Source organism: Sphingomonas sp. PP-CC-1A-547 (genome assembly GCF_003610375.1).
Lineage (GTDB): Bacteria > Pseudomonadota > Alphaproteobacteria > Sphingomonadales > Sphingomonadaceae > Sphingomonas.
This window is the reverse complement of record NZ_RAPZ01000014.1, coordinates 27,978-48,707: the sequence shown is the minus strand read 5'-3', so window position 1 is coordinate 48,707 and position 20,730 is coordinate 27,978. Positions and strand designations below refer to the sequence as shown.

26 protein-coding genes are annotated in these 20,730 nt (G+C 66.2%); 16 read left to right on the top strand and 10 right to left on the bottom strand.

What is annotated here, in order from left to right:
* Positions 1–43 precede the first annotated feature (43 nt).
* From C8J39_RS15470 to C8J39_RS15455, 4 genes are all read right to left on the bottom strand, one after another.
* On the bottom strand, positions 44–244 hold the full coding sequence (locus C8J39_RS15470) for a hypothetical protein (protein ID WP_056052077.1): 201 nt from the start codon (positions 242–244) through the stop codon (positions 44–46).
* Positions 241–453 carry a hypothetical protein gene (locus C8J39_RS15465; RefSeq protein WP_120301291.1) on the bottom strand — a complete coding sequence of 71 codons (213 nt, stop codon included), beginning with the start codon at positions 451–453 and terminating at the stop codon, positions 241–243. Before C8J39_RS15465 ends, C8J39_RS15470 begins: the two co-directional genes overlap by 4 nt.
* Before the next feature lie 168 nt (positions 454–621).
* Positions 622–2,010 (bottom strand): class II fumarate hydratase, encoded by a 1,389-nt coding sequence (fumC, locus tag C8J39_RS15460; RefSeq protein ID WP_120301290.1) that lies wholly within the window; start codon positions 2,008–2,010, stop codon positions 622–624.
* Between the two features lie 189 nt (positions 2,011–2,199).
* Entirely contained in the window at positions 2,200–2,685 is a 486-nt protein-coding gene (locus tag C8J39_RS15455) for an SspB family protein (RefSeq protein ID WP_056489744.1), read from the bottom strand.
* Between the two features lie 71 nt (positions 2,686–2,756).
* Here C8J39_RS15455 and hisB point away from each other — a divergent pair, with 71 nt between their 5' ends.
* The 8 genes from hisB (at position 2,757) to C8J39_RS15415 (ending at position 8,534) form a co-directional block, all read left to right on the top strand.
* On the top strand, positions 2,757–3,344 hold the full coding sequence (hisB, locus tag C8J39_RS15450; RefSeq protein ID WP_120301289.1) for an imidazoleglycerol-phosphate dehydratase HisB: 588 nt from the start codon (positions 2,757–2,759) through the stop codon (positions 3,342–3,344).
* Between the two features lie 109 nt (positions 3,345–3,453).
* A complete protein-coding gene (hisH, locus tag C8J39_RS15445) occupies positions 3,454–4,059 on the top strand; it encodes an imidazole glycerol phosphate synthase subunit HisH (RefSeq protein ID WP_120301288.1) in 606 nt (201 codons plus the stop codon).
* A complete protein-coding gene (hisA, locus tag C8J39_RS15440) occupies positions 4,056–4,790 on the top strand; it encodes a 1-(5-phosphoribosyl)-5-[(5-phosphoribosylamino)methylideneamino]imidazole-4-carboxamide isomerase (RefSeq protein WP_120301399.1) in 735 nt (244 codons plus the stop codon). The genes hisH and hisA overlap by 4 nt, the downstream gene beginning before the upstream one ends.
* Before the next feature lie 220 nt (positions 4,791–5,010).
* Positions 5,011–5,787: an imidazole glycerol phosphate synthase subunit HisF gene (gene hisF, locus C8J39_RS15435; protein WP_120301287.1), complete on the top strand. Its 777-nt coding sequence runs from the start codon at positions 5,011–5,013 to the stop codon at positions 5,785–5,787.
* A 4-nt stretch (positions 5,788–5,791) separates the two neighbouring features.
* Positions 5,792–5,968 (top strand): hypothetical protein, encoded by a 177-nt coding sequence (locus tag C8J39_RS18860; RefSeq protein WP_165895261.1) that lies wholly within the window; start codon positions 5,792–5,794, stop codon positions 5,966–5,968.
* 32 nt (positions 5,969–6,000) lie between these two features.
* Positions 6,001–6,318, top strand: a complete 318-nt coding sequence (locus C8J39_RS15430; protein ID WP_120301286.1) for a phosphoribosyl-ATP diphosphatase — start codon at positions 6,001–6,003, stop codon at positions 6,316–6,318.
* Positions 6,319–6,433: 115 nt separating this feature from the next.
* Positions 6,434–6,811, top strand: a complete 378-nt coding sequence (locus C8J39_RS15420; RefSeq protein ID WP_120301285.1) for a histidine triad nucleotide-binding protein — start codon at positions 6,434–6,436, stop codon at positions 6,809–6,811.
* A gap of 112 nt (positions 6,812–6,923) precedes the next feature.
* On the top strand, positions 6,924–8,534 hold the full coding sequence (locus C8J39_RS15415; RefSeq protein WP_120301284.1) for an amino acid permease: 1,611 nt from the start codon (positions 6,924–6,926) through the stop codon (positions 8,532–8,534).
* Between the two features lie 128 nt (positions 8,535–8,662).
* On the opposite strand, the gene C8J39_RS15410 is transcribed toward C8J39_RS15415, so the two are convergent.
* Entirely contained in the window at positions 8,663–9,661 is a 999-nt protein-coding gene (locus tag C8J39_RS15410; protein WP_120301283.1) for an adenosine kinase, read from the bottom strand.
* A 493-nt stretch (positions 9,662–10,154) separates the two neighbouring features.
* Between C8J39_RS15410 and C8J39_RS15405 the strand changes: the two genes are divergently transcribed.
* The 4 genes from C8J39_RS15405 (at position 10,155) to C8J39_RS15390 (ending at position 11,964) form a co-directional block, all read left to right on the top strand.
* The gene (locus C8J39_RS15405) at positions 10,155–10,844 is read left to right on the top strand and encodes an EI24 domain-containing protein (protein ID WP_120301282.1); all 690 of its coding nucleotides are present in this window, start codon (positions 10,155–10,157) and stop codon (positions 10,842–10,844) included.
* A complete protein-coding gene (locus C8J39_RS15400) occupies positions 10,841–11,212 on the top strand; it encodes a hypothetical protein (RefSeq protein ID WP_120301281.1) in 372 nt (123 codons plus the stop codon). The genes C8J39_RS15405 and C8J39_RS15400 overlap by 4 nt, the downstream gene beginning before the upstream one ends.
* A 208-nt stretch (positions 11,213–11,420) precedes the next feature.
* Positions 11,421–11,660 (top strand): hypothetical protein, encoded by a 240-nt coding sequence (locus C8J39_RS15395; protein WP_132833633.1) that lies wholly within the window; start codon positions 11,421–11,423, stop codon positions 11,658–11,660.
* Positions 11,661–11,742: 82 nt separating this feature from the next.
* Positions 11,743–11,964, top strand: coding sequence for a hypothetical protein (locus C8J39_RS15390; RefSeq protein WP_132833634.1), 222 nt, complete (start codon positions 11,743–11,745; stop codon positions 11,962–11,964).
* Between the two features lie 39 nt (positions 11,965–12,003).
* Here C8J39_RS15390 and egtD read toward each other — a convergent pair whose 3' ends face one another.
* The 4 genes from egtD to C8J39_RS15370 form a co-directional block, all read right to left on the bottom strand.
* A complete protein-coding gene (egtD, locus tag C8J39_RS15385; RefSeq protein ID WP_120301278.1) occupies positions 12,004–12,981 on the bottom strand; it encodes an L-histidine N(alpha)-methyltransferase in 978 nt (325 codons plus the stop codon).
* Complete coding sequence (gene egtB / locus C8J39_RS15380) at positions 12,981–14,249, bottom strand: ergothioneine biosynthesis protein EgtB (protein ID WP_120301277.1); 1,269 nt, start codon at positions 14,247–14,249, stop codon at positions 12,981–12,983. Before egtB ends, egtD begins: the two co-directional genes overlap by 1 nt.
* Positions 14,250–14,297: 48 nt before the next feature.
* Positions 14,298–14,882 carry a cob(I)yrinic acid a,c-diamide adenosyltransferase gene (locus C8J39_RS15375; RefSeq protein ID WP_120301276.1) on the bottom strand — a complete coding sequence of 195 codons (585 nt, stop codon included), beginning with the start codon at positions 14,880–14,882 and terminating at the stop codon, positions 14,298–14,300.
* Positions 14,883–15,042: 160 nt separating this feature from the next.
* Positions 15,043–15,273, bottom strand: a complete 231-nt coding sequence (locus tag C8J39_RS15370; protein ID WP_056052241.1) for a twin transmembrane helix small protein — start codon at positions 15,271–15,273, stop codon at positions 15,043–15,045.
* 83 nt (positions 15,274–15,356) lie between these two features.
* Between C8J39_RS15370 and C8J39_RS15365 the strand changes: the two genes are divergently transcribed.
* On the top strand, positions 15,357–15,707 hold the full coding sequence (locus C8J39_RS15365; RefSeq protein ID WP_120301275.1) for a DUF3147 family protein: 351 nt from the start codon (positions 15,357–15,359) through the stop codon (positions 15,705–15,707).
* A gap of 284 nt (positions 15,708–15,991) precedes the next feature.
* On the opposite strand, the gene gluQRS is transcribed toward C8J39_RS15365, so the two are convergent.
* On the bottom strand, positions 15,992–16,852 hold the full coding sequence (gene gluQRS, locus C8J39_RS15360) for a tRNA glutamyl-Q(34) synthetase GluQRS (RefSeq protein WP_120301274.1): 861 nt from the start codon (positions 16,850–16,852) through the stop codon (positions 15,992–15,994).
* 89 nt (positions 16,853–16,941) lie between these two features.
* Between gluQRS and C8J39_RS15355 the strand changes: the two genes are divergently transcribed.
* The 3 genes from C8J39_RS15355 to ppc all read left to right on the top strand — a co-directional run bounded on the left by C8J39_RS15355 (position 16,942) and on the right by ppc (position 20,689).
* Positions 16,942–17,508, top strand: a complete 567-nt coding sequence (locus tag C8J39_RS15355) for an HNH endonuclease (RefSeq protein WP_056052248.1) — start codon at positions 16,942–16,944, stop codon at positions 17,506–17,508.
* Between the two features lie 25 nt (positions 17,509–17,533).
* Positions 17,534–17,908: an EF-hand domain-containing protein gene (locus C8J39_RS15350; RefSeq protein WP_107954660.1), complete on the top strand. Its 375-nt coding sequence runs from the start codon at positions 17,534–17,536 to the stop codon at positions 17,906–17,908.
* A gap of 105 nt (positions 17,909–18,013) precedes the next feature.
* Entirely contained in the window at positions 18,014–20,689 is a 2,676-nt protein-coding gene (gene ppc / locus C8J39_RS15345) for a phosphoenolpyruvate carboxylase (protein WP_120301273.1), read from the top strand.
* The last annotated feature ends 41 nt before the right edge of the window (positions 20,690–20,730 follow it).

Here is a 20,730-nt window from a genome sequence, read left to right as displayed (position 1 = left end):
CGTCAACCCATGCGCGGCCCGCGCGTGGTATTACGAAGGCGGATTAATAGCCGGCCTTGCGGGCCTTGTTACGGTCATAGGCCTTCTTGGCTGCGTAACCGCCGCCGAGGATCATGCCGAGCGGGCCCATGCGGCGCATCAGGCCCATCGCCACGACACCCTTTACCGCGCCCGAGGCTCCGCCCGAACCGTCGCGACGGCCCATCTCGCGGCCAACCAATGCACTGATAATACGTCCGATCATGCTTCTGACTCCCCGAAAACCTGGTCCTTGAGTTCCGCTGCACCGCGCAGCACTGCCCAGCCGATCGCGTAGGTCACGGCTAACGGCACGACGATCTTGAGTAAATTGGCGGTGATCGCACCGATGATCGCGCCGTCCGCGTTGCCGTCGTCGCCGCTGAGCGAGTCGATGCCTGCGCCGATCAGCGCGCCTATGGTCGTTGCGCCCACGTAATTTCTCCTGTCCGTGTGGCGGGTTAGCGTTTGGCGGAGGATTGGGTTCCCGCGCCCCACTACCATCCGTCATCCTGACGAAAGTCAGGACCCAGAATTACTCAGCGGGCCGATCGTGGCTCTGGGTCCTGACTTTCGTCAGGATGACGGAATGAGCGCGGAAGGTTAGCGGCCGAGCATTGATTCGGGTTTGACGACGCGGTCGAAGGTTTCGGCGTCGACCAAGCCGAGCGCGAGCCCTGCTTCCTTAAGCGTCAGGCCTTCGGCGTGCGCGTATTTGGCGATCTTCGCGGCCGCGTCGTAGCCGATCTCGGGGGCGAGCGCGGTGACGAGCATCAGCGAGCGGTCGAGCAGGTCTGCGATGCGCCCGCGATTAGGTTCGATGCCATCGACGCAGCGTTCCGCGAATCCTTCCATCGCAGTCGCCAGCAGGTCGATCGAGCGCAGCACGTTGGCGCCGATCAGTGGCTTGAACACGTTCAACTCGAGATGGCCCTGCATGCCGCCGACGGTGACCGCGACGTGGTTGCCCATCACTTGCCCCGCGACCATCGTCAGCATCTCGCACTGCGTCGGGTTCACCTTGCCCGGCATGATCGAGCTGCCGGGCTCATTGGCGGGAAGGTCGATCTCGCCGAAGCCGCAACGCGGGCCCGAGCCGAGCAGGCGGATGTCGTTGGCGATCTTGGTCAGCGCGACCGCCAGCGTGTTGAGCGTGCCCGAGAGGTGGACGAGCGGGTCGTTCGACGCGAGTGCCTCGAACTTGTTGCGCGCGCTGACGAACGGCAGGCCGGTGATCTCGGCGAGTTCGTGCGCGATCGCGTCGCCGAAGCCGGCGGGCGCGTTGAGGCCGGTGCCGACCGCGGTGCCGCCCTGCGCGAGGATGACCATGCCGTGGCTGATCGCGGGCTCGATGCGGTGGCGGCAGCGGTAGAGCTGGTTCGCGTAGCCGGAAAATTCCTGGCCGAGCGTTAGCGGCGTCGCGTCCTGGAGGTGGGTGCGGCCAATCTTGACGATGTCGTCCCAAGCGTTGGCCTTCGCGTCGAGGGATGCGTGGAGCTTGTCGAGTGCGGGGATCAGGCGGTGCGTGGTGGCGATGGCGGCGGCAATGTGGAGCGCGGTCGGGAAGCTGTCGTTGGACGACTGGCTCATGTTGACGTGGTCGTTGGGGTGGACGGGCGACTTGCCGCCGCGCGTGCCGGTGAGAACTTCGTTGGCGCGGCCGGCGATGACCTCGTTGACGTTCATGTTCGACTGCGTGCCGCTGCCCGTCTGCCATATGACGAGGGGGAACTGGTCGTCGAGCTTGCCGTCGATGACTTCCTGCGCGGCGGAGTCGATCGCGGTAGCGATGGTTTCGTCGAGGCCGTGCGAGCGGTTTACGCGGGCTGCGGCCTGTTTGACGAGGGCGAGCGCGTGGACGATCTCGATCGGCATGCGTTCGCGGGTGGCGAAGGGGAAGTTCTCGATCGAGCGTTCGGTCTGGGCGCCCCAATAGGCGTCGACGGGGACTTCGATCGGGCCGATCGTGTCGGTTTCTGTGCGGGTGGTCATGAGGGAAGAACCTTCCGGGGCTTGCGTGGGTCCCTCGCCCCTTCGGGGAGAGGCAGGGAGGAGCCGCAGGCGACGGAAGGGTGAGGGGCTTTGGGAGGAAGCGGCCTTAGCCTCACTCCCCTCTCCCTTCCCACGGCAAGTGCCGCGGGCCCCTTCCCTCTCCCCGTAGGGGCGAGGGAGTTTAGGGGGTCACTTTTTCCGCTTGAAATCCACGGCTACGACGTTCGAGCCATCTTCGATCGGGACTGCGGTCGGGCCGTCGTTTTCTGCTTCGTCATGGTCGCCGAGCGCGTCCTCCGCACCTTCCTGCGCCTGGAAGCGGAGTTCGAAGCTTACCGCCGGATCCTGGAACGCGGTGATTGCCGAATACGGGATCACGAGTTTCGACGGGACCTGGTTGAACGACAGCCCGATCGAGAAGCGCTCGTCGTCGACGATGAGGTCCCAGTAGCGGTTCTGCATGACGATCGTCATCTCGTCCGGGAAGCGCTCGATCAGGCGCTTGGGGATGTCGACGCCGGGCGCCTGCGTCTTGAAGGTGATGTAGAAATGATGCTCGCCGGGAAGCCCGCCGGCCTCCGCGACCGAACCGAGCACGCGGCCGACCACGGCACGCAGGGCTTCTTGTACGATCTCGTCGTACGGAATCAGGCTATCGGGCAGTCCATCGGTCATATCCCTTGGGTAGCGCCATTCGGATGCCGGTCAAGATTGCATGCGTCGTGGCGCACGTTATGGGAGGTGGCATGCGCACCGCCACGATCACCCGCTCCACCGCCGAGACGGCGATCGACGTCACCGTGAACCTCGATGGGACCGGCGTGTACGACGTCGAGACCGGGGTCGGTTTCTTCGATCACATGCTCGAACAATTGTCGCGCCACTCGCTGATCGACATCCGCGTGCGGACCAAGGGCGACCTGCACATCGACGAGCATCATACCGTCGAGGATACCGGCATCGCGATCGGCCAGGCGTTCGCGCAGGCGCTCGGCGATAAACGCGGCATCGCGCGGTACGGCGATGCGCTGTCGCCGATGGACGAGACGCTGACTCGCGTTGCGCTGGATATTTCCGGGCGGCCTTGGCTGGTGTGGAAGGACCTGTTCTCGCAGAAGCGGCTTGGCGGCATGGATACCGAGATGTTCGAGCATTTCTTCCACAGCTTCGCGCAGGCGGCGGGCATCACGCTGCACGTCGAGACGCTGTACGGGTCGAACAACCACCACATTGCCGAGGCGGCGTTCAAGGGGGTCGCGCGCGCGCTGCGGACGGCGATCGAGATCGATCCGCGCAAGGCCGACGCGATTCCGTCGACCAAGGGGATGCTCTGATGCTCCCCTCCCGCTTGCGGGAGGGGTCGGGGGAGGGCCTGGCCGCGACCGTTGCACGCGCGGCTATGTCACCCCCTCCCCTAACCCCTCCCGCAAGCGGGAGGGGGATTTGACGCTTGCCCTGATCGATTATGGCGCGGGGAACCTGCATTCGGTTGAGAACGCGTTGCGGACGGCTGGGTGTGTCGATCTGATCGTGACTTCGGATGCGGACGTCGTTGCCAAGGCCGAGCGGATCGTGTTGCCGGGGGTGGGCGCGTATGGCGCTTGCGCGGCGGCGTTGCGCGCGGTGCCGGGGATGGTCGAGGCGCTGAACCGGCGGGTTCGCGACGAGGGTGCGCCGTTTCTCGGGATCTGCGTCGGTATGCAGTTGATGGCCGAGGCGGGGGAGGAGATGGGGACCCATGCCGGGCTCGGCTGGGTTCCGGGACGCGTGCGGCGGCTGGAGCCTGGGACGATGGAAGCAAAAGTGCCGCATATGGGGTGGAACGACGTCGTGCCGACCGTGGCGCATCCGCTAATCGAGCCGGGCGAGGCGTATTTCCTGCATAGCTTCGCGCTCGAGGGTTCCAACGTGCTCGCGACGACCGATCATGCCGGTCCCGTGACCGCGGCGATCGGTCGCGACACGATGATCGGCGTGCAGTTTCATCCTGAGAAGAGTCAGCGCTACGGCTTGGCCTTGCTCGAACGATTTCTGGAGTGGCGGCCGTGAGCCTTATTATCTTCCCCGCGATCGACCTCAAGGCGGGTCAGGTCGTACGGCTTGCCGAGGGCGATATGGACCGGGCGACCGTGTACGGCGACGATCCGGCGGCGCAGGCGATGCTGTTCGCCGAGGCGGGGGCGGAGCATCTGCACGTGGTCGATCTCGACGGCGCGTTCGCGGGGGCTTCGGTCAACGGCGATGCGGTGCGGTCGATCGTGGCGCAGTTTCCGGGGCATGTGCAGCTTGGCGGCGGCATCCGGACGCGGGCGAGCGTCGAGGGCTGGTTCGATCTGGGCGTGTCGCGCGTCGTGATCGGCACGGCGGCGCTGGAGGACCCCGAGTTCGTGCGCGGCGTGGCGAAGGATTTTCCGGGCGGGATCGTCGTCGCGGTCGACGCGAAGGACGGCATGGTCGCGACCAAGGGCTGGGCGGACGTGTCGACCACGAGCGCGGTCGATCTCGCGCGGCGGTTCGAGGATGCGGGGGTGGCGTCTTTGCTGTTCACCGATGTCGGGCGCGACGGGATGCTGAAGGGGTGCAACGTCGACGCGACGGTCGATCTGGCGCGGTCGGTGGACATTCCGGTGATCGCCAGCGGTGGAGTGAAGGGCATCGCCGAGATCCACGTGCTGGCGTTGCATGTGCGGGACGGGGTCGAGGGCGTGATCACCGGGCGGGCTTTGTACGACGGGCGGCTCGATCTCGCGGCGGCGTTGAGCGTGGCGAAGGCTGCATGATGGTTCACGCGGAGACGCGGAGACGCGGAGAGAAGTTGAGCGCCGCAGGCAGAAACTTGTTCGCGCAGAGGCGCAGAGGCGCGGAGAGCAAGAAGTCAGGCCTTGCTCCCTTCCTCTCTCTCAGCGCCTCTGCGCCTCTGCGCGAAATATTTTTCTTAGCGGCTTTGCCGCGTCTCCGCGTCTCCGCGTCTCCGCGTAAAGCAATTCTACGGCACAGCGCATGACGGTTCGAGCACGCGTGATTCCGTGTCTCGACGTTGCCGAGGGGCGCGTGGTGAAGGGCGTGAACTTCGTCGAACTGCGCGATGCGGGCGATCCGGTCGAGCAAGCGCGCGCCTATGATGCCGCCGGGGCGGACGAGCTGTGTTTCCTCGATATTGGCGCGAGCCATGAAGGTCGGGGGACGATCCTCGACGTCGTGCGACGGACGGCGGCGGTGTGCTTCATGCCGCTGACGGTCGGTGGTGGGGTGCGGACTGCCGACGATGCGCGGGCGCTGTTGCTGGCGGGGGCGGACAAGGTGGCCGTGAACTCCGCGGCGGTCGAGCGGCCCGAACTGGTAGCGGATATCGCCGAGCGGTTCGGCAGCCAGTGCTGCGTCGCCAGCGTCGATGCGCGGCGGTCGGGTGGAGGCTGGGAAGTGTTCACGCATGGCGGCCGACGCGCGACCGGGATCGATGCGATCGCGCATGCCTTGAAGCTCGCCGAACTCGGAGCTGGCGAGTTGCTCGTCACGTCGATGGACCGCGACGGGACGCGGAGCGGCTACGACCTCGACCTGATCCGGGCGATTTCGGACCGGGTGAGCGTGCCCGTAGTCGCTAGCGGCGGCGTTGGTGAGCTCGACGATCTGGTGGCGGGCATCCGCGACGGGCATGCGAGCGCGGTGCTGGCGGCATCGATCTTCCATTTCGGGCAGGCGTCGATCGGCGACGCGCATGCCGCACTGGCGGCAGCCGGGATTCCGGTGCGGACCCCCGTTCGTTCGGCGGCCTGAGCGCATGCCCGCGCTTGCCATTCTTTCGGTCCAGTCCGGGCATAGCGGCGTCGTCCACCCGCGCACGAGCCCCGAGATGTCGGACATCGCGCTGTTCGGGTTTGCGGTGATGGGCGTGTTCCTCGTGCGGCGGGCGTTGCGGAAGCGGTTCGCGAAGACCAAACCGCCCGTGGAGGATTGACCCGCCTGTGCTGCTGCGTCAGCACGCCGCGCATGGACCCCGTATTCGACCGCCTCGAGGCGACCATCCGCGCGCGTCGCGATGCGCCCGCCGACACCTCCTATACTGCGAGCCTGTTCGCCAAGGGTCGCCCGAAGATCGCGCAGAAGCTCGGCGAGGAAGCGGTTGAGACGGTGATCGCGGCGTGCTCGGGCGACGAGGCGAGCATCGTGCCGGAAGCGGCGGACTTGATGTTCCATCTGGCCGTGTTGCTGGCGGATGCGGGGCTTAGCCTAGACGACGTGCGTGCCGAGTTGGAGCGGCGCGAGGGCGTTGGCGGGCTGATCGAGAAGGCTGGGCGGACGGGCTGACCTGCCCCCCTTCCGCTTGCGGGAGGGGTCGGGGGAGGGCATGACGCACATGCTCCGCCGGGATCGGGATGGCCAGCCCCTCCCCTAACCCCTCCCGCAAGCGGGAGGGGAATATATGCCGATCGACGCCACCCAGCCTTATGACGACCAGAACATCTTCGCTAAGATCCTGCGCGGCGAAATCCCGTCGAAGCGGGTGTACGAAGATGACTTTGCGATCGCCTTTCATGACATCAACCCGCAGGCGCCGACTCACCTGCTTGTGATCCCCAAGGGGGCATACGTGTCCTGGGACGACTTCTCCGACCGCGCGCCAGACGCCGAGATCGCCGGGTTCATCCGTGCGGTGGGCACCGTCGCGCGCGCCGCCGGCCTTTTCGAACCCGGCTATCGGCTGCTCGCAAACGTCGGCCAGGACGGACACCAGGAGGTGCCGCATCTGCATGTTCATGTCTTTGGCGGGCGCCCGCTCGGGCCGATGCTGGCGCGATAGGCCAGCTTCACCGCACTAAAGGATTGCGCGTAATAAAATTGCCATTAGGCTCGGGCGCTTGAGCAAAGGGGGCCATTTGACCCGGCCCTCGCTATCCCCGGGGGACACCGCGTTGATTTTTGGTCGCGTAAAATCGCTGGATGCCATTCTGGCGACGGCAGAGAAAAAGGGTCTGGCGCGAACGCTCAGCGCGTTCCAGCTGACGCTGCTGGGCGTCGGTGCGGTGATCGGCACGGGTATCTTCGTGCTGACATCCGAAGCCGCGCAGAAGGCCGGGCCGGGCATGTTGCTGAGCTTCGTCGTCGCGGGCTTCGTCTGCGCGGTCGCGGCGCTCTGCTATTCCGAACTCGCGTCGATGGTGCCGGTGTCGGGCTCGGCCTACACCTATACCTATGCCGTCACGGGTGAGCTGCTCGCGTGGATGGTCGGCTGGGCGCTGATCCTCGAATATGCGGTCGGCGCGAGTGCGGTTGCGGTCGGGTGGTCGAACCATCTGGCCGGGCTGCTCGACGGGATCGGTTTCCATATTCCCAACGGGTTGCGCAATGCCGACGCGTTGATGGCGAACGTCCAGGTTGCATTCGGCGCGACGCCCAACGCCGATCTGCAGACCGCGATGACCGTCGGCGGGTTCATGAACCTGCCCGCGGTGATCGTCATCGCGCTCGTCACGTGGCTGCTGGTCGTCGGCACGACCGAGAGCGCGCGCGTCAACGCGGTGCTGGTGCTGATCAAGATCGCCGCGCTGACCGCGTTCATCGCGCTGACGATTCCCGTCCTCAAGGCCGATAACTTCCATCCGTTCCTGCCCTACGGCGTCGGCAACCCACTGAGTTCGTCGGGCGTCGGCGTGCTGGGTGCGGCGGCGTCGATCTTCTTCGCCTATGTGGGCTTCGACGCGGTTTCGACGGCAGCGGAGGAGACCAAGAACCCGCAGCGCAACGTGCCGATCGGGCTGATCGCCAGCCTCGGCATCTGCACGCTGTTCTACCTACTGGTCGCGTCGGGCGCGATCGGCGCGATCGGTGCGAACCCGGTGACGACCGCCGATGGCGGCGTGCTGGCGCCGGGCTCGGCCGAGATGGCCGGGCGTTGTGCGGCGATCGTCGCAGGCGGCGCGATGGAGCCGCTGGTGTGCTCGAAGGAAGCACTCGTCCATGTGCTTCAGGTCATCAACTGGCCGATCATGGGCCGGCTGGTCGGGCTTGCTGCCGTGCTGGCGCTGCCGTCGGTCGTGCTGATGATGATGTTCGGCCAGACCCGCGTGTTCTTCACGATGGCGCGTGACGGTTTGTTGCCGGCCAAGCTCGCGTCGATCCATCCGAAGTTCCGCACGCCGCATGTCGTCACGGTCGTGACGGGTATCGCCGCAGCTATCGCAGCAGCGGTCCTGCCGGTCGGCAAGCTCGCCGATTATTCGAACGCGGGCACGCTGTTCGCGTTCATGATGGTGGCGATCTCGGTGATGGTGCTGCGCAAGACCGACCCGAGCCGCAAGCGACCGTTCCGCACGCCGGCGGTATACATCGTCGCACCGCTCGCGATCATCGGCTGCATCGGCCTGTATCTGTCGCTGCCGCTGACCGCAAAGCTGGTGCTGCCGGGCTGGGGTGCGATCGGGTTGCTGATCTACTTCCTGTATAGCCGTTCGCGCAGCCATGTCGGGCTGGGGCTCGATGATGGGGCAGCCGAGGACGATCGGGCGCCTCCGGGAACGCTTTGAGACCGGACGCGAAAAGGGCCGCGGGAGGAAACTCCCGCGGCCCTTTTTTTGTCTGCTAGAAAGCTTGTTCTCCCGCGAAGGCGGGAGCCCAGTCTGGGTCCCCGCCTTCGCGGGGAAACAGTCTTCGCTCAGCCGATATGCTTGGCGGCGAGCGCCTTCATGTCGACCATCGGGCGGGCGCCGACATGGCTGATGATCTCGGCTGCGCAGACCGCGCCGAGCTTCAGCGACGCCTGCAGGTCGTAGCCCTGCGCCTGACCGTGGAGGAAGCCAGCCGCGAACAGGTCACCGGCGCCGGTGGTGTCGACGACCTTGGCGATCGGCTCGGCCTTGACCTCGGCACGCGCGCCGTTCTGGATCGCGCAGGCGCCGTGCTCGCCGCGGGTGACGACCAGGGTCGGGACCTGTGCCGAGATCTTGGCGACGGCTGCGTCGAAGTCGTCCGTCTCGGCGAGCGCGACGAGTTCGCTCTCGTTGGCGAACAGGATGTCGATCAGGCCGTCCGACAGCAGCTGGCGGAAATCGCCGCCGTGGCGCGAGATGCAGAACACGTCGCTGAGCGTGAAGGCGACCTTCCGCCCTGCGTCGCGCGCGCAATCGATCGCGGCGCGCATCGCGGCGCGCGGCTCCTCGGGATCCCAGAGATAGCCTTCGAGATACAGGATCGCGCTGTCGGCGATCATCGCGGTGTCGATCGCGGCAGCGGGCAGGAACTGGCCTGCGCCGAGGAAGGTGTTCATCGTGCGCTGGCCGTCGGGGGTGACGAAGATCAGGCAGCGGCCGGTGGTCGGGTCGCCCGGGCGGACCGGCGTGGCGAACTCGATGCCGATGCTGCGGACGTCATGCGCGAAGACCTGGCCGAGCTGGTCGTCGGCGACCTGGCCGATGAACCCGCATTTGCCGCCGAGCGCGGCAATGCCGGCGACGGTGTTGGCGGCCGACCCGCCCGAGATTTCCATGCCCGGGCCCATCTTGGCGTAGAGCGCGTCGGCTTCTTCCGACGAGAACATGAGCTGCATCGAGCCCTTGGCGACGCCGATCTCGGCGATGAACGCGTCGTCGGCGGTGGCGAGGATGTCGACGATCGCATTGCCGATCGCGACGACGTCGTAAGTTGGTGTGCTCAAGGGGAAACTCCGGGGGTGCGGGAAAGCCCTGCCGTAAATCGCGGGGGGGATTGGTGCAACTGGTGTGGGGGGTGGGAATGATTGGCCGCAACGAACGCAATGATCGAAGCGACGACTGATAGCTGGGAAAGACCACCACCCCGGCGGAGGCCGGGGCCCAATTGGGAGACGGTGGTAATTACGCGCAGTCCGTCGTCTTCACCGTCCCCCGATTGGGCCCCGGCCTCCGCCAGGGTGGTGGCTTTGGTTTGGGGGCGAAACTCCGGCGGTTCGGCGGTTCGGTAGATGCTGTTGGAATAGGTCGTCATAACGACGCCCTCTGCTGTTCCTCGCGAACGGGGGGCCAGGGTCTCGGGCGGTGCTCGTGGTTTAGCTGGGCCCCCGCGTCCGCAGGGGAACGGGAAAGGTCGAGCTGCCGAAACGACAGAGACACGACGGGGACACGGCGGAAACGCGCGTTGACCTTGCCGCGACCTCGCGCCATCCCGAGCCGATGCTCCGCGCCCTCCTCCTCTCGCTTGGCCAACTTACCGATCCGCCCGTGCTCCGGGTGTTCGTCAAGTCAATGGTCGTCACGCTGCTCGTCTTCGCGCTGCTCGGCGTCGGCACGTGGTGGGGTACGCAAGCCGCACTGGCCGCGTGGCTCGACTGGCATTCCGGCGGACTCGCGGCCGTGTTCGCGCTGTTCGTCACGATCCTGGCCTTGTGGCTGCTGTTCCGAGCGGTCGCGATCGCGGTCGTCGGGATCTTCGCGGATGAGGTCGTGGAGGCGGTCGAGGCTCGGCATTATCCCGACGCGCTGCGCACCGCCCGGCCCGTGCCGTTCGCACGGAGCCTCGCGATGGGGTTACGCTCCGCTGCGCGCGTCGTGCTCGTCAACCTGGTGATGCTGCCCATCTACATCGCGCTGCTCGTCACCGGGGTCGGGACCGCGGCCGCGTTTTTCGTCGTCAATGGCTGGCTGCTGGGACGCGATCTTGGTGACATGGTTGCGGCACGACACATGGACGCAACGGCGATGCGAGGCTGGCGTGCGACGACCAAGGGGAGCCGGTTCGTGCTGGGGCTTGCGAACACCGGGCTGTTCGTGGTTCCGGTCCTCAACATCGCCGCGCCAGTGCTGGGGGCCGCGATGGCAACGCATTACTTCCACAGCCAGTATTCTCGCAAAGGCCGACCATGACGCGATTGACCACTATAGCCATCGCGCTGGCACTCGGTAGCGGACTGGCAGGCTGCGCCGCACCGATCGCGAAACCTGCGGTCGGACGCCCGGCGATCCCGTATACGAGCGTCGGCCTGGAACGCGTGCTCGGCCAGGATGCCGCCGGCCTGACCAAGCTGTTCGGCCAACCCGACGCCGACGTTCGCGAAGGCAGCGCGCGAAAGCTTCAGTTCCAGAGCGGGATCTGCGTGCTCGATGCATATCTCTATCCCAAGGGATCCGATGCCCCCCGCGTGACGTATCTCGACGCAAGAGAACCCGACGGCAGCACGATCGATCGTGCGAGTTGCGTCGCGGCGCTGACGCGACGGGAAGGCGGAAAGTGACGCACGGTCGCGCCGTCCGGCGAAGTTTCCGCATAGGACGTATGCGGTAACGATCGATCGCATCAGCCGCTCGGATGGAGCAACAGGTTCATGAGATCGGTTCACCGCGCCGCCGCCCAAAGCGATCGCATACCGCCGGCCAGCCCTATGGACGACCGCGCCGCCACGGCTCACGACGGTGATCCACCGGGGGCCGGAGTCAGTAATCGTGTTGAAGACCATGTGGAATATGCCCGCAAAGGTAGTGCGCGAGCATGCGGCGAATGAAGAGGACATCGGCAAGTCGGTTGCCAGCGGCTCGCTGCAGGAGATGGTCCGGGCTTTCGACGGCTATGACGACGCCGAAGCGGCAGGCCTGATCATCCAGTGCGCGGGCCGCGACCGGCCGATCACCTGGGAGGAAATTCGGGACCTGCGACGTGCCGATGCCAAGAGTGCCACGGCCTGACGAACGTCAAACGTCCAGCCGGTTCTGGACTCGGCGCGGCTGAGCGTTATGGCGCCCGAAGACCCGATAGTGAAAGAAGATCATGGCAGCGACCGTCATTACCCCAAGCGGCCCCGGCGCGATGGAAGCTGGCCTGATTCTCGACGAAGACGGCCAGCGCTTCGTCGTGCTCACGTTCAAGGAACCGGGGGGCGAGCCGACGCTGGTCACCTTCACGGTTCCGATTTTCCAGCATTATGTCGAGCATCTTGTCCGCACCGCCGCATCGGCTGACAATGAGGCCAACTGGGGTATTCCCGGCTGAGCCTAGGTGGCGGGTAACTCGTCCGGAACAGGCCCTGCCTCAGGGCGCGGGGCGCTCCACCTGGGCCTCGGCCAGATACACGCCGAACAGCCCCTCGGGATCGGTCCACGCCGCCACCGGCGTCCATCCACCGGACCGCAGCAGGATCCGCGCATCCCGCGCGCCATATTTATGCGAGTTCTCGGTGTGGATCGTCTCGCCCGCAGTCATCTCGAACGATCGCCCGTCGACGGTAAACGCGACGTCCCGCGTCGCCTCGAGGTGCATCTCGATCCGTGCGCGATCGTCGTTCCACACGGCTTTGTGTCGGAACGCGTCGACCGGGATGTCGCCGTCCAGTTCGCGGTTGATCCGCTCTAGCAGGTTCAGGTTGAACGCCGCCGTCACGCCCTGCGCATCGTCATACGCGGGCACTAGCACGTCTTCACCCTTGATCCGGTCCATCCCGATCAGCAGCATCGCGCCCACGCCAAGCGAAGACCGCATCGCGCGCAACAGGTCGACCGCCATCAGCGGAATCATGTTGCCGATCGTCGATCCCGGAAAGAACCCGAGCTTCGGCGTATCCGCGATCGTCTTCGGCAGGCTCAGGGGCCGCATGAAGTCCGCCTCGAACGGCAGTACCAACAGGTCGGGGAACTGATCGCCCAGCACCTTCGATGACTCCCGCAGGAAATCGCCGGAGATGTCGATCGGAACGTATACCGACGGCGCTACGGCATCGAGCAGGATCGGCGTCTTGGTCGACGATCCCGAGCCGAACTCGACGACCGCACGCCCTTCGCCTGCAAGCGTCGCCACTTCGGCGCAGGCCGTATCGAGGATCGAACGCTCGGTCCGCGTCGGATAATATTCGGGCAGATCGGTGATCTTCTCGAAGAGTTCCGAGCCGCGCCGGTCGTAGAACCAGCGCGCCGGGATCGCCCGCGGGCGCCGGGCAAGGCCGTCCAGCACGTCCGCGCGGAATTGCGGGTCGGCGAGCGTCTGCTGGCCGTCCTCGATCTCAGGCTTCAACATCAGATATCTTTCGCGAGACGCACGCCGGTGAACTGCCACCGTTGGTGCGGATAGAAGAAATTGCGGTAGCTAGGCCGGGCATGGCCACGCGGCGTGGCACAGCTGCCCCCGCGCAGGATGAACTGCGAGCTCATGAACTTACCGTTATATTCGCCGACTGCACCTGCCGCGGTCACGAACCCAGGATACGGCCGGTACGCGCTGCCGGTCCACTCCCATACGTCGCCGAAGAACGCCGGGCCATTCGCCGCCGGCCGAGGCTCGACAGGCCCCGCCACGTCCATCTGGTTGCCACCGTTCGCGTCATGCGACGCCGCCGCAGCCTCCCATTCGAACTCGGTCGGCAACCTTGCGCCAGCCCAGCTCGCATACGCATCCGCCTCAAAGAAGCTCACATGAGTCACCGGTGCCGCCGGATCAATCGCGCGCCGCCCGTCGAGCCCGAACCGCGTCCAGCCCGCCTCGCCCTGTTCCCAATACAGCGGCGCGACGAGGCCCTCGGCCTTCACCCACGCCCAGCCATCCGCCAGCCAATGCCGCGCTTCGCTGTAGCCGCCGTCGGCAATGAACGCCGCCCATTCGCCGTTCGTCACGGTCCGGTCGGCGATCGCATGCGGCACCAGCAAGGCAGCGTGACGCGGCCCCTCGCAATCGAACGCGAACCCGTCGCCGTCATGCCCGACCTCGACGATCCCGCTCTCGCGCGCGATCCAGCCGATCGGCCCCGGCATCTCGACCGGCACCTTCCGCGGCGCCGGCCACATTGCGGGCTCCAGTGGGTTCTCGGAAAACATGTGGAGGATGTCGGTCACCAACAACTCCTGGTGCTGCTCCTCGTGATGACACCCGAGCGCTACCAGCGCCTGCGCATCCGCCGACAACCCGGGCAGCGCGTCGAGTAGCGCGGCATCGACATGCGCGCGGTACGCCCGCACTTCGTCGAGCGACGGCCGGGTCACCATCCCGCGCCGATCGCGTGCATGACGCCGCCCCTCGGCCTCGTAATAGCTGTTGAACAGGAACGGAAACCGCTCGTCGTGGAGCGCGTAACCGGCGACGTGATCGCGCAACACGAACGTCTCGAAGAACCATGTCGTATGCGCCAGATGCCACTTTGTCGGCGACGCGTCGTCCATCGACTGCACGGTCGCGTCCGCATCCGACAGCGGCGCGGCGAGCGCCAGCGACAGCGCGCGTACGGCGGAAAAACGCTCGCTCAGTTCCGACAAAGGAGCGGCGTTTGGGTTTGGACGAACAGGCTGCGGCATCGATTATCCTTCAATGCGTCGCCCGGTACCGCAACGCTCGAACGCCGATCACGCCTGCGCGCGCGTAGCCCCCGGTCGCCATAGAACGTCGCCGGCCCCGTTTTGGTTCACCGCCCGCGACGCCACGAACAGGAAATCAGAAAGTCGATTAACATACGCTAATGCGGCGGGATTCAACGCCACATCGTGCGTCGCCGCGACCGCGGACCGCTCCGCGCGCCGTGAAATCGCGCGGGCCAGATGCAGTGCAGCCGCCTGCGGCGATCCGCCTGGCAGGATGAAGCTGCGCAACGGCGCGAGGTGCACGTTCATCGCATCGATCTCGCGTTCCAGCCGCTCGACCTGCGCCGGAACGATCCGCAGCACCATCTCCGACGGTGCAAATCCGTCGTCGGTCGCAGGCGTCGCGAGGTCGGCGCCAAGATCAAACAGGTCGTTCTGGATCCGCTCCAGCGCAGCGGCGAGCGGATCGTCGCCGAGCGCCACTACCGCCAAACCAATGGCGGAGTTCGCCTCGTCGACATCGCCGATCGCCTGCATCAGTGCGCTGGCCTTCGACACCCGCGAGCCGTCGACCAGCCCCGTCGTGCCGTCGTCACCGGTTCGCGTATAGATCTTGTTGAGCTTGACCATTTTTATCCACCAACACCAAGACCCGTCGTGCTGACGAAAGTCAGGAACCAGAGCCCAGAGCGCATCTGCAATTACTCTGGATCCTGACGTTCGTCAGGATGACGGACGCATATCAACGCCAGCAGCGACCGAACCGCGTAGGTGGGCGCAGCCTCTTTCCCTAGTTCCGCCCCGCCGCGAACAGGATCACGACGACGATCAGGATGGCCAGCGCCTGAAAGAAGATACGCTGCTGCATCATCCGATTCGACTTAAGCGATGCCGCGCTCGGCCCGTTGCCGTCGCGGACCTGCGCCGTGCCCTCCTGCAGGAACGACACGACGCCCCGCACCAGAGCCACGACGGTCGCGATCATTGCCGCGATCAGGAGGATGACGAGGAATGTGTTCATGGACGGAATGTAAGCGCGCGCGCCGACGCTAGCAATGGCAAGGATAGTGTTGCGGACACGCTTGTGATGCGCGCAAATGCTGCATGTTATACTTGACGCTGAAAGCCTTGATTTCCGGCATTCTTATCGCCGCCGCCTCGGAGATCGCCAAACGCTATCCCGGCTTCGGCGCGCTCGTGGCGTCGCTGCCCTTGGTATCGGTGCTCGGCATGATCTGGCTCTGGCACGACAAGCCCGACCCTCGGACGATGGCCGCACACGCCGGCGCGACCTTCTGGTACGTGCTGCCGTCCCTGCCGATGTTCCTGCTGATCCCCGCGCTGCTACGCCACGGTGCGCCGTTCTGGGTGTCGCTGATGGCGGGGTGCGTGCTGACGATCGTGTTGTATGCGGCGATGACATGGGCGCCGCCGAAGCTGGGGATAGAGCTGTAACGCACCCGTACAAGCAAGAGCGCCACCCCGGCGAAGGCCGGGGCCCAATTGGGAAGGCCAAGGTAACGAAGCGATAAGCGTCATCATCACTGTCCCCCAATTGGGCCCCGGCCTTCGCCGGGGTGGTGGCACGTTACAGGCGTCGTACCCTCCTCCTTGTTCTCCCGCGAAGGCGGGGACCCCGTCTGGACTCCCGCCTTCGCGGGAGAACAAGGATTTGCAGGCTGCGCTGCGTTGGCGACCGCACCGTGTTCGAAGGATATTGGCACCAATCCGTCATGCGCTCACCCGGCCCCCGCTATCCGATCGCCATCATCCCCACCCCGCACCCGAGCCGCCAACGCCACCCCGTCCTCCCCCGCCGCCCGCATCTCAGCCAGCGACAAAGCCCCATCCCGCTTGGCCAACCGCCGCCCCGCCGCATCCACAACCAGTGGGTGATGATGATACGCCGGCACCCCCAACCCCAGCAGAGCCTGCAACACCCGGTGCACGTCCGTCGCCGCGAACAGGTCCACACCACGCACCACGTCCGTCACCCCCTGCGCCGCATCATCCAGAGTCACCGCCAGATGATAGCTCGCCGGCGCATCCTTCCGCGCCAGCACGACATCCCCCTGCGCCAACGGATCGGCGACAACCGTCCCGGCAATCGCATCGTGCCACGCAAGCACGCCGGTAATCGCCACAGCCTTCGCCATGTCGAGCCGCCAGCAATGCGCCAGATCCCCCCGCGCAGCGACCTCCTCCGCGCTCAAACCCCGACAAATCCCCGGATAGACCGGTCCGGCATCCCCCTGCGGCGCCGACGCGCTCGCCGCGATCTCCGCCCGCGTACAGAAACAGGGGTAAACCAGGCCGCGCGCCTTTAAAGCCTCCAGCGCAACATCATACGTCGCCAGCCGCTCCGACTGGAACACGAGCGAGTCCCACCGCAGTCCAAGCCACGCCAGATCCTCCAAAATCCCCGCCACGAACTCAGGCCGACTCCGCGTCCCATCGATATCCTCGATCCGTAGCAGGAACCGCCCGCCCCGCTCCCGCGCGTAATCGTGCGCGCGGATCGCCGAGACCGCGTGGCCCAGATGCAACCGCCCCGTCGGGCTCGGCGCGAACCGCGTTACGACAGGTTCGTCGCTCAGCATGCTTGACCGACCGCCACGCGGCGTGCTGTCATGGCGGTGTCATCGCTGTCGTCCATAGGGCGCTCTGCGAAGCCTGAGTGGGAGAAGCCGTGTTTCACCCCGATCTGATGCGTCACCCGGATGGTTGTCCGGCGCTCGTGCTGAATGCCGACTACACGCCGCTTTCCTACTATCCGCTCAGCGTCTGGCCGTGGCAAACCGCGGTCAAGGCTGTCTTCCTCGACCGTGTCGACATCGTCGCCACCTATGAACGCGAAGTCCGCAGCGCCAATTTCGCGCTGAAGCTGCCCTCGGTGATCGCGCTCAAGCAGTTCGTCCGACCGTCGCAATTTCCCGCCTTCACCCGCTTCAACCTGTTCCTGCGCGACAAGTTCACCTGCCAATATTGCGGCAAGCTGCGCGATCTCACCTTCGACCATGTCGTCCCCCGCGCGCAAGGCGGTCGTACCACGTGGGAGAACGTCGTCACCGCCTGCTCGCCCTGCAACCTCAAGAAAGGCGGGCGCACGCCGAAACAGGCGGCGATGCCGCTGCATATCGAGGCGATCCGTCCGACCAACTGGCATCTCCAGGAACACGGCCGCAGCTTCCCGCCCAACTACCTGCACGACACGTGGCACGACTGGCTCTATTGGGACATCGAACTCGAGGCCTGACGGCATCGATACGACGGGAGATTCTATGCAGGTGAAACTGGTAGCGGCGCTCGCCGCGACGGGAATTCTGGTGTCCGCGTGCGGCGACAAGGACGAGCAGCGCGCGCAGGCCGACGCCAACGCGGTCGGCTTCGTGCCGCCCTCGGTAACCTCGCGGCTCGATTTCGGCGCCAGCATGGAACGCCGCTTCCGCACGCTCGACCGCAACGGCGACGATCGCGTCACCAAGGACGAGCTCCCCTCGCCCAACACGCGCATCAAGGCATTCGACCGCAACAAGGACGGCGTCATTACCGCGATCGAGTGGAGCGAAGGCACGCTCGCCTGGTTCGACAGGATGGACCTGAACCACGACGGCACGGTGACGTCGGAAGAACGCGCGGAGTCGCGTAAGCGCTGATCTGTGCAATAATCTGTCGTCTAAAGCGCTAAATAAGCGACTATTTAAGCGTGTCGCGCGGTGTTCTTTGTTGACCTGATCCCTGCCGCAGCGCAGCAGGGAATCATGGCAAGCCTCCCCGCAATCGCGAACAATTCCGACATCCGCTTCCTCGGCAAACTGCTCGGCGACGTCATCCGCGCCTATGGCGGCGAGAGGCTGTTCGAAGCCACCGAGACGATCCGCAAAGCGTCTGTCGAGCGCCACCGCGACGCCTCCGAAGGCAAGCCCGGCGACGATCGCGCGGTCGATCTCAGCCTCGAAAAGCTCAGCCTCGACGAGACGCTCGATTTCGTCCGCGGCTTCATGCTGTTCTCGATGCTCGCCAACCTCGCCGAGGACCGCCAGGGCATCGCCGCGGAAGACGGCGCCGACCTCGCCTCCGCAATCGCCCAGCTCGAATCCGAAGGCATCGACCGCGCCCAGATCCGCACGCTGCTCGACCACGCGCTGATCGCCCCCGTGCTCACCGCGCACCCGACCGAAGTCCGCCGCAAAAGCATGATCGACCACCGCAACCGCATCGCCGAGCTGATGGGCCTGCGCGATCTCGGTCGCGACACCACGCCCGACGGCGACAGCGTCGACGACGCGATCCTCCGCCAGATCGCTCTGCTCTGGCAAACGCGCGTCCTGCGCCGCGACCGCCTCTACGTCACCGACGAGGTCGACACCGCGCTCAGCTACCTCCGCGACGTGTTCCTCCCCGCATTGCCCGCGCTCTACCAGCGCTGGGACCGCGCACTCGGCGAACGCACCCCCAGCTTCTTGCGCCCCGGCAGCTGGATCGGCGGCGACCGCGACGGCAACCCCTATGTCACCGCGGACTCGCTCAAGACCGCACTGTCCAAAGCAAGCGAAGCCGTGCTCGGCTACTACTGCGACGCGGTACACGCACTTGGCGCCGAACTCTCGATCTCGACCGAACACGCCCCCGCCGACGCCGCGGTGCAGGCGCTCGCCGACGCCAGCGGCGACGATGCCGCCAGCCGCAGCGACGAGCCCTATCGCCGCGCGCTCTCCGGCATCTACGCCCGCCTGTCCGCGACGCACGATGCGCTCACGGGGAAACACGCCCCCCGCCCCGGCCGCCTCGCTGGCGAACCCTATGCGAGCCCCGCCGACTTCCGCGCCGACCTCGTCACGCTCGCGCACGGCCTCGGCATCGCGCTCAAGACGGGCGGCGCGCTCGGCCGGCTGATCCGCGCGGTCGAGACGTTCGGCTTCCATCTCGCCACACTCGACCTCCGCCAGAACAGCGCCGTCCACGAACGCGTCGTCGCCGAACTGCTGAAAGTCGCCGGCGTCGAGGACGATTACCTCTCGCTCGACGAAGACGCCCGCGTCGCGCTGCTCCGCCGCGAACTCGCCAACGCCCGCCCGCTCACCTCGCGCTTCGCCGAATATTCGGAGGAAACCGCCGGCGAACTCGCGATCGTCCAGGCCGCCGCCGACGCGCACGCCGCCTACGGCCCTGCGTGCATCACCAACTACATCGTCTCGATGGCGCAATCGGTCAGCGACCTGCTCGAGGTGAACCTCCTGCTCAAGGAAGTCGGCCTCTACCGCCCCGGTGAAACCCCGACCGCAGCGATCATGGCCGTGCCCTTGTTCGAGACGATCGGCGATCTCGAGGCCGCGCCCGGCGTCATGACCGCCTGGTTCGCGCTCCCCGAGATCGCGACGATCGCCAAGACGCGCGGCCATCAGGAGGTGATGATCGGCTATTCGGACAGCAACAAGGACGGCGGCTACCTCACCTCGACCTGGCAGCTGTCGAAAGCCTCGACCGCGCTCAAACCCGTCTTCGCGGCGGCCCGCGTCGGCATGCAGCTCTTCCACGGTCGCGGCGGCGCAGTCGGGCGCGGCGGCGGTTCGGCGTTCCGTGCGATCCGCGCGCAGCCCTCGGGCACCGTCCAGGGCCGCATCCGCATCACCGAGCAAGGCGAAGTCATCGCCGCCAAATACGGCACGCGCGACGCCGCGATGACCAACCTCGAGGCGATCGCGTCGGCCACGTTGCTAGCGAGCCTCGAACCCGAACGCCTGTCGAACGCCGACAACGCGAGCTTCTCGGCCGCAATGGACACGCTCAGCGACTCCGCATTCCACAGCTATCGCGACCTGGTCTACGGTACGGAAGGCTTCCGCACCTTCTTCCGCCAGATGACGCCGATCGCGGAAATCGCCGGGCTTAAGATCGGCAGCCGCCCCGCCAGCCGCACCAAGTCCGACCGCATCGAAGACCTTCGCGCGATCCCGTGGGTGTTCAGCTGGGCGCAGGCGCGCGTCATGCTCCCCGGCTGGTACGGGGTCGGCCGCGCGATCGCCGATTTCGAGGACAAGGCGCTGCTGAAGGACATGGCGCAAGGCTGGCCGCTCTTCGCCTCCGCGTTGGCGAACCTGGAGATGGTGCTCGCCAAGTCCGACATCGGCATCGCCGAACGCTATGCCGGGCTCGTCGAGGACGACAAGCTCCGCGAGATCTTCACCACGATCCGCGACGGCTGGCACCAGACGCATGACGGTCTGCTCACGGTAACGGGCCAGTCCCGCCTGCTCGAAAAGCACCCCGCCCTAGACGCCTCGATCCGCCTCCGCCTCCCCTATATCGAGCCGCTCAACCTCCTCCAGATCGAGCTGATCAAGCGCCGCCGAGCCGGCGAGGACGACCCGCGTATCGGCGAAGGCATCCTCCTATCGATCAACGCCATCGCCACCGCCCTAAGAAACAGCGGCTAAAAGCTCCCTCGCCCCTCCGGGGAGAGGGAAGGGGCCCGCCG

Excerpts from the sequence above, each read along its gene's own strand:
- C8J39_RS15470 (WP_056052077.1), bottom strand. The coding sequence starts at position 244 with ATGATCGGACGTATTATCAGTGCATTGGTTGGCCGCGAGATGGGCCGT.
- fumC (WP_120301290.1), bottom strand. The coding sequence starts at position 2,010 with ATGACCACCCGCACAGAAACCGACACGATCGGCCCGATCGAAGTCCCC.
- C8J39_RS15455 (WP_056489744.1), bottom strand. The coding sequence starts at position 2,685 with ATGACCGATGGACTGCCCGATAGCCTGATTCCGTACGACGAGATCGTA.
- hisB (WP_120301289.1), top strand. The coding sequence starts at position 2,757 with ATGCGCACCGCCACGATCACCCGCTCCACCGCCGAGACGGCGATCGAC.
- hisF (WP_120301287.1), top strand. The coding sequence starts at position 5,011 with ATGACGGTTCGAGCACGCGTGATTCCGTGTCTCGACGTTGCCGAGGGG.
- C8J39_RS18860 (WP_165895261.1), top strand. The coding sequence starts at position 5,792 with ATGCCCGCGCTTGCCATTCTTTCGGTCCAGTCCGGGCATAGCGGCGTC.
- C8J39_RS15430 (WP_120301286.1), top strand. The coding sequence starts at position 6,001 with ATGGACCCCGTATTCGACCGCCTCGAGGCGACCATCCGCGCGCGTCGC.
- C8J39_RS15420 (WP_120301285.1), top strand. The coding sequence starts at position 6,434 with ATGCCGATCGACGCCACCCAGCCTTATGACGACCAGAACATCTTCGCT.
- C8J39_RS15405 (WP_120301282.1), top strand. The coding sequence starts at position 10,155 with ATGCTCCGCGCCCTCCTCCTCTCGCTTGGCCAACTTACCGATCCGCCC.
- C8J39_RS15400 (WP_120301281.1), top strand. The coding sequence starts at position 10,841 with ATGACGCGATTGACCACTATAGCCATCGCGCTGGCACTCGGTAGCGGA.
- C8J39_RS15390 (WP_132833634.1), top strand. The coding sequence starts at position 11,743 with ATGGCAGCGACCGTCATTACCCCAAGCGGCCCCGGCGCGATGGAAGCT.
- egtD (WP_120301278.1), bottom strand. The coding sequence starts at position 12,981 with ATGTTGAAGCCTGAGATCGAGGACGGCCAGCAGACGCTCGCCGACCCG.
- egtB (WP_120301277.1), bottom strand. The coding sequence starts at position 14,249 with ATGCCGCAGCCTGTTCGTCCAAACCCAAACGCCGCTCCTTTGTCGGAA.
- C8J39_RS15375 (WP_120301276.1), bottom strand. The coding sequence starts at position 14,882 with ATGGTCAAGCTCAACAAGATCTATACGCGAACCGGTGACGACGGCACG.
- C8J39_RS15370 (WP_056052241.1), bottom strand. The coding sequence starts at position 15,273 with ATGAACACATTCCTCGTCATCCTCCTGATCGCGGCAATGATCGCGACC.
- C8J39_RS15365 (WP_120301275.1), top strand. The coding sequence starts at position 15,357 with ATGTTATACTTGACGCTGAAAGCCTTGATTTCCGGCATTCTTATCGCC.
- gluQRS (WP_120301274.1), bottom strand. The coding sequence starts at position 16,852 with ATGCTGAGCGACGAACCTGTCGTAACGCGGTTCGCGCCGAGCCCGACG.
- C8J39_RS15350 (WP_107954660.1), top strand. The coding sequence starts at position 17,534 with ATGCAGGTGAAACTGGTAGCGGCGCTCGCCGCGACGGGAATTCTGGTG.
- ppc (WP_120301273.1), top strand. The coding sequence starts at position 18,014 with ATGGCAAGCCTCCCCGCAATCGCGAACAATTCCGACATCCGCTTCCTC.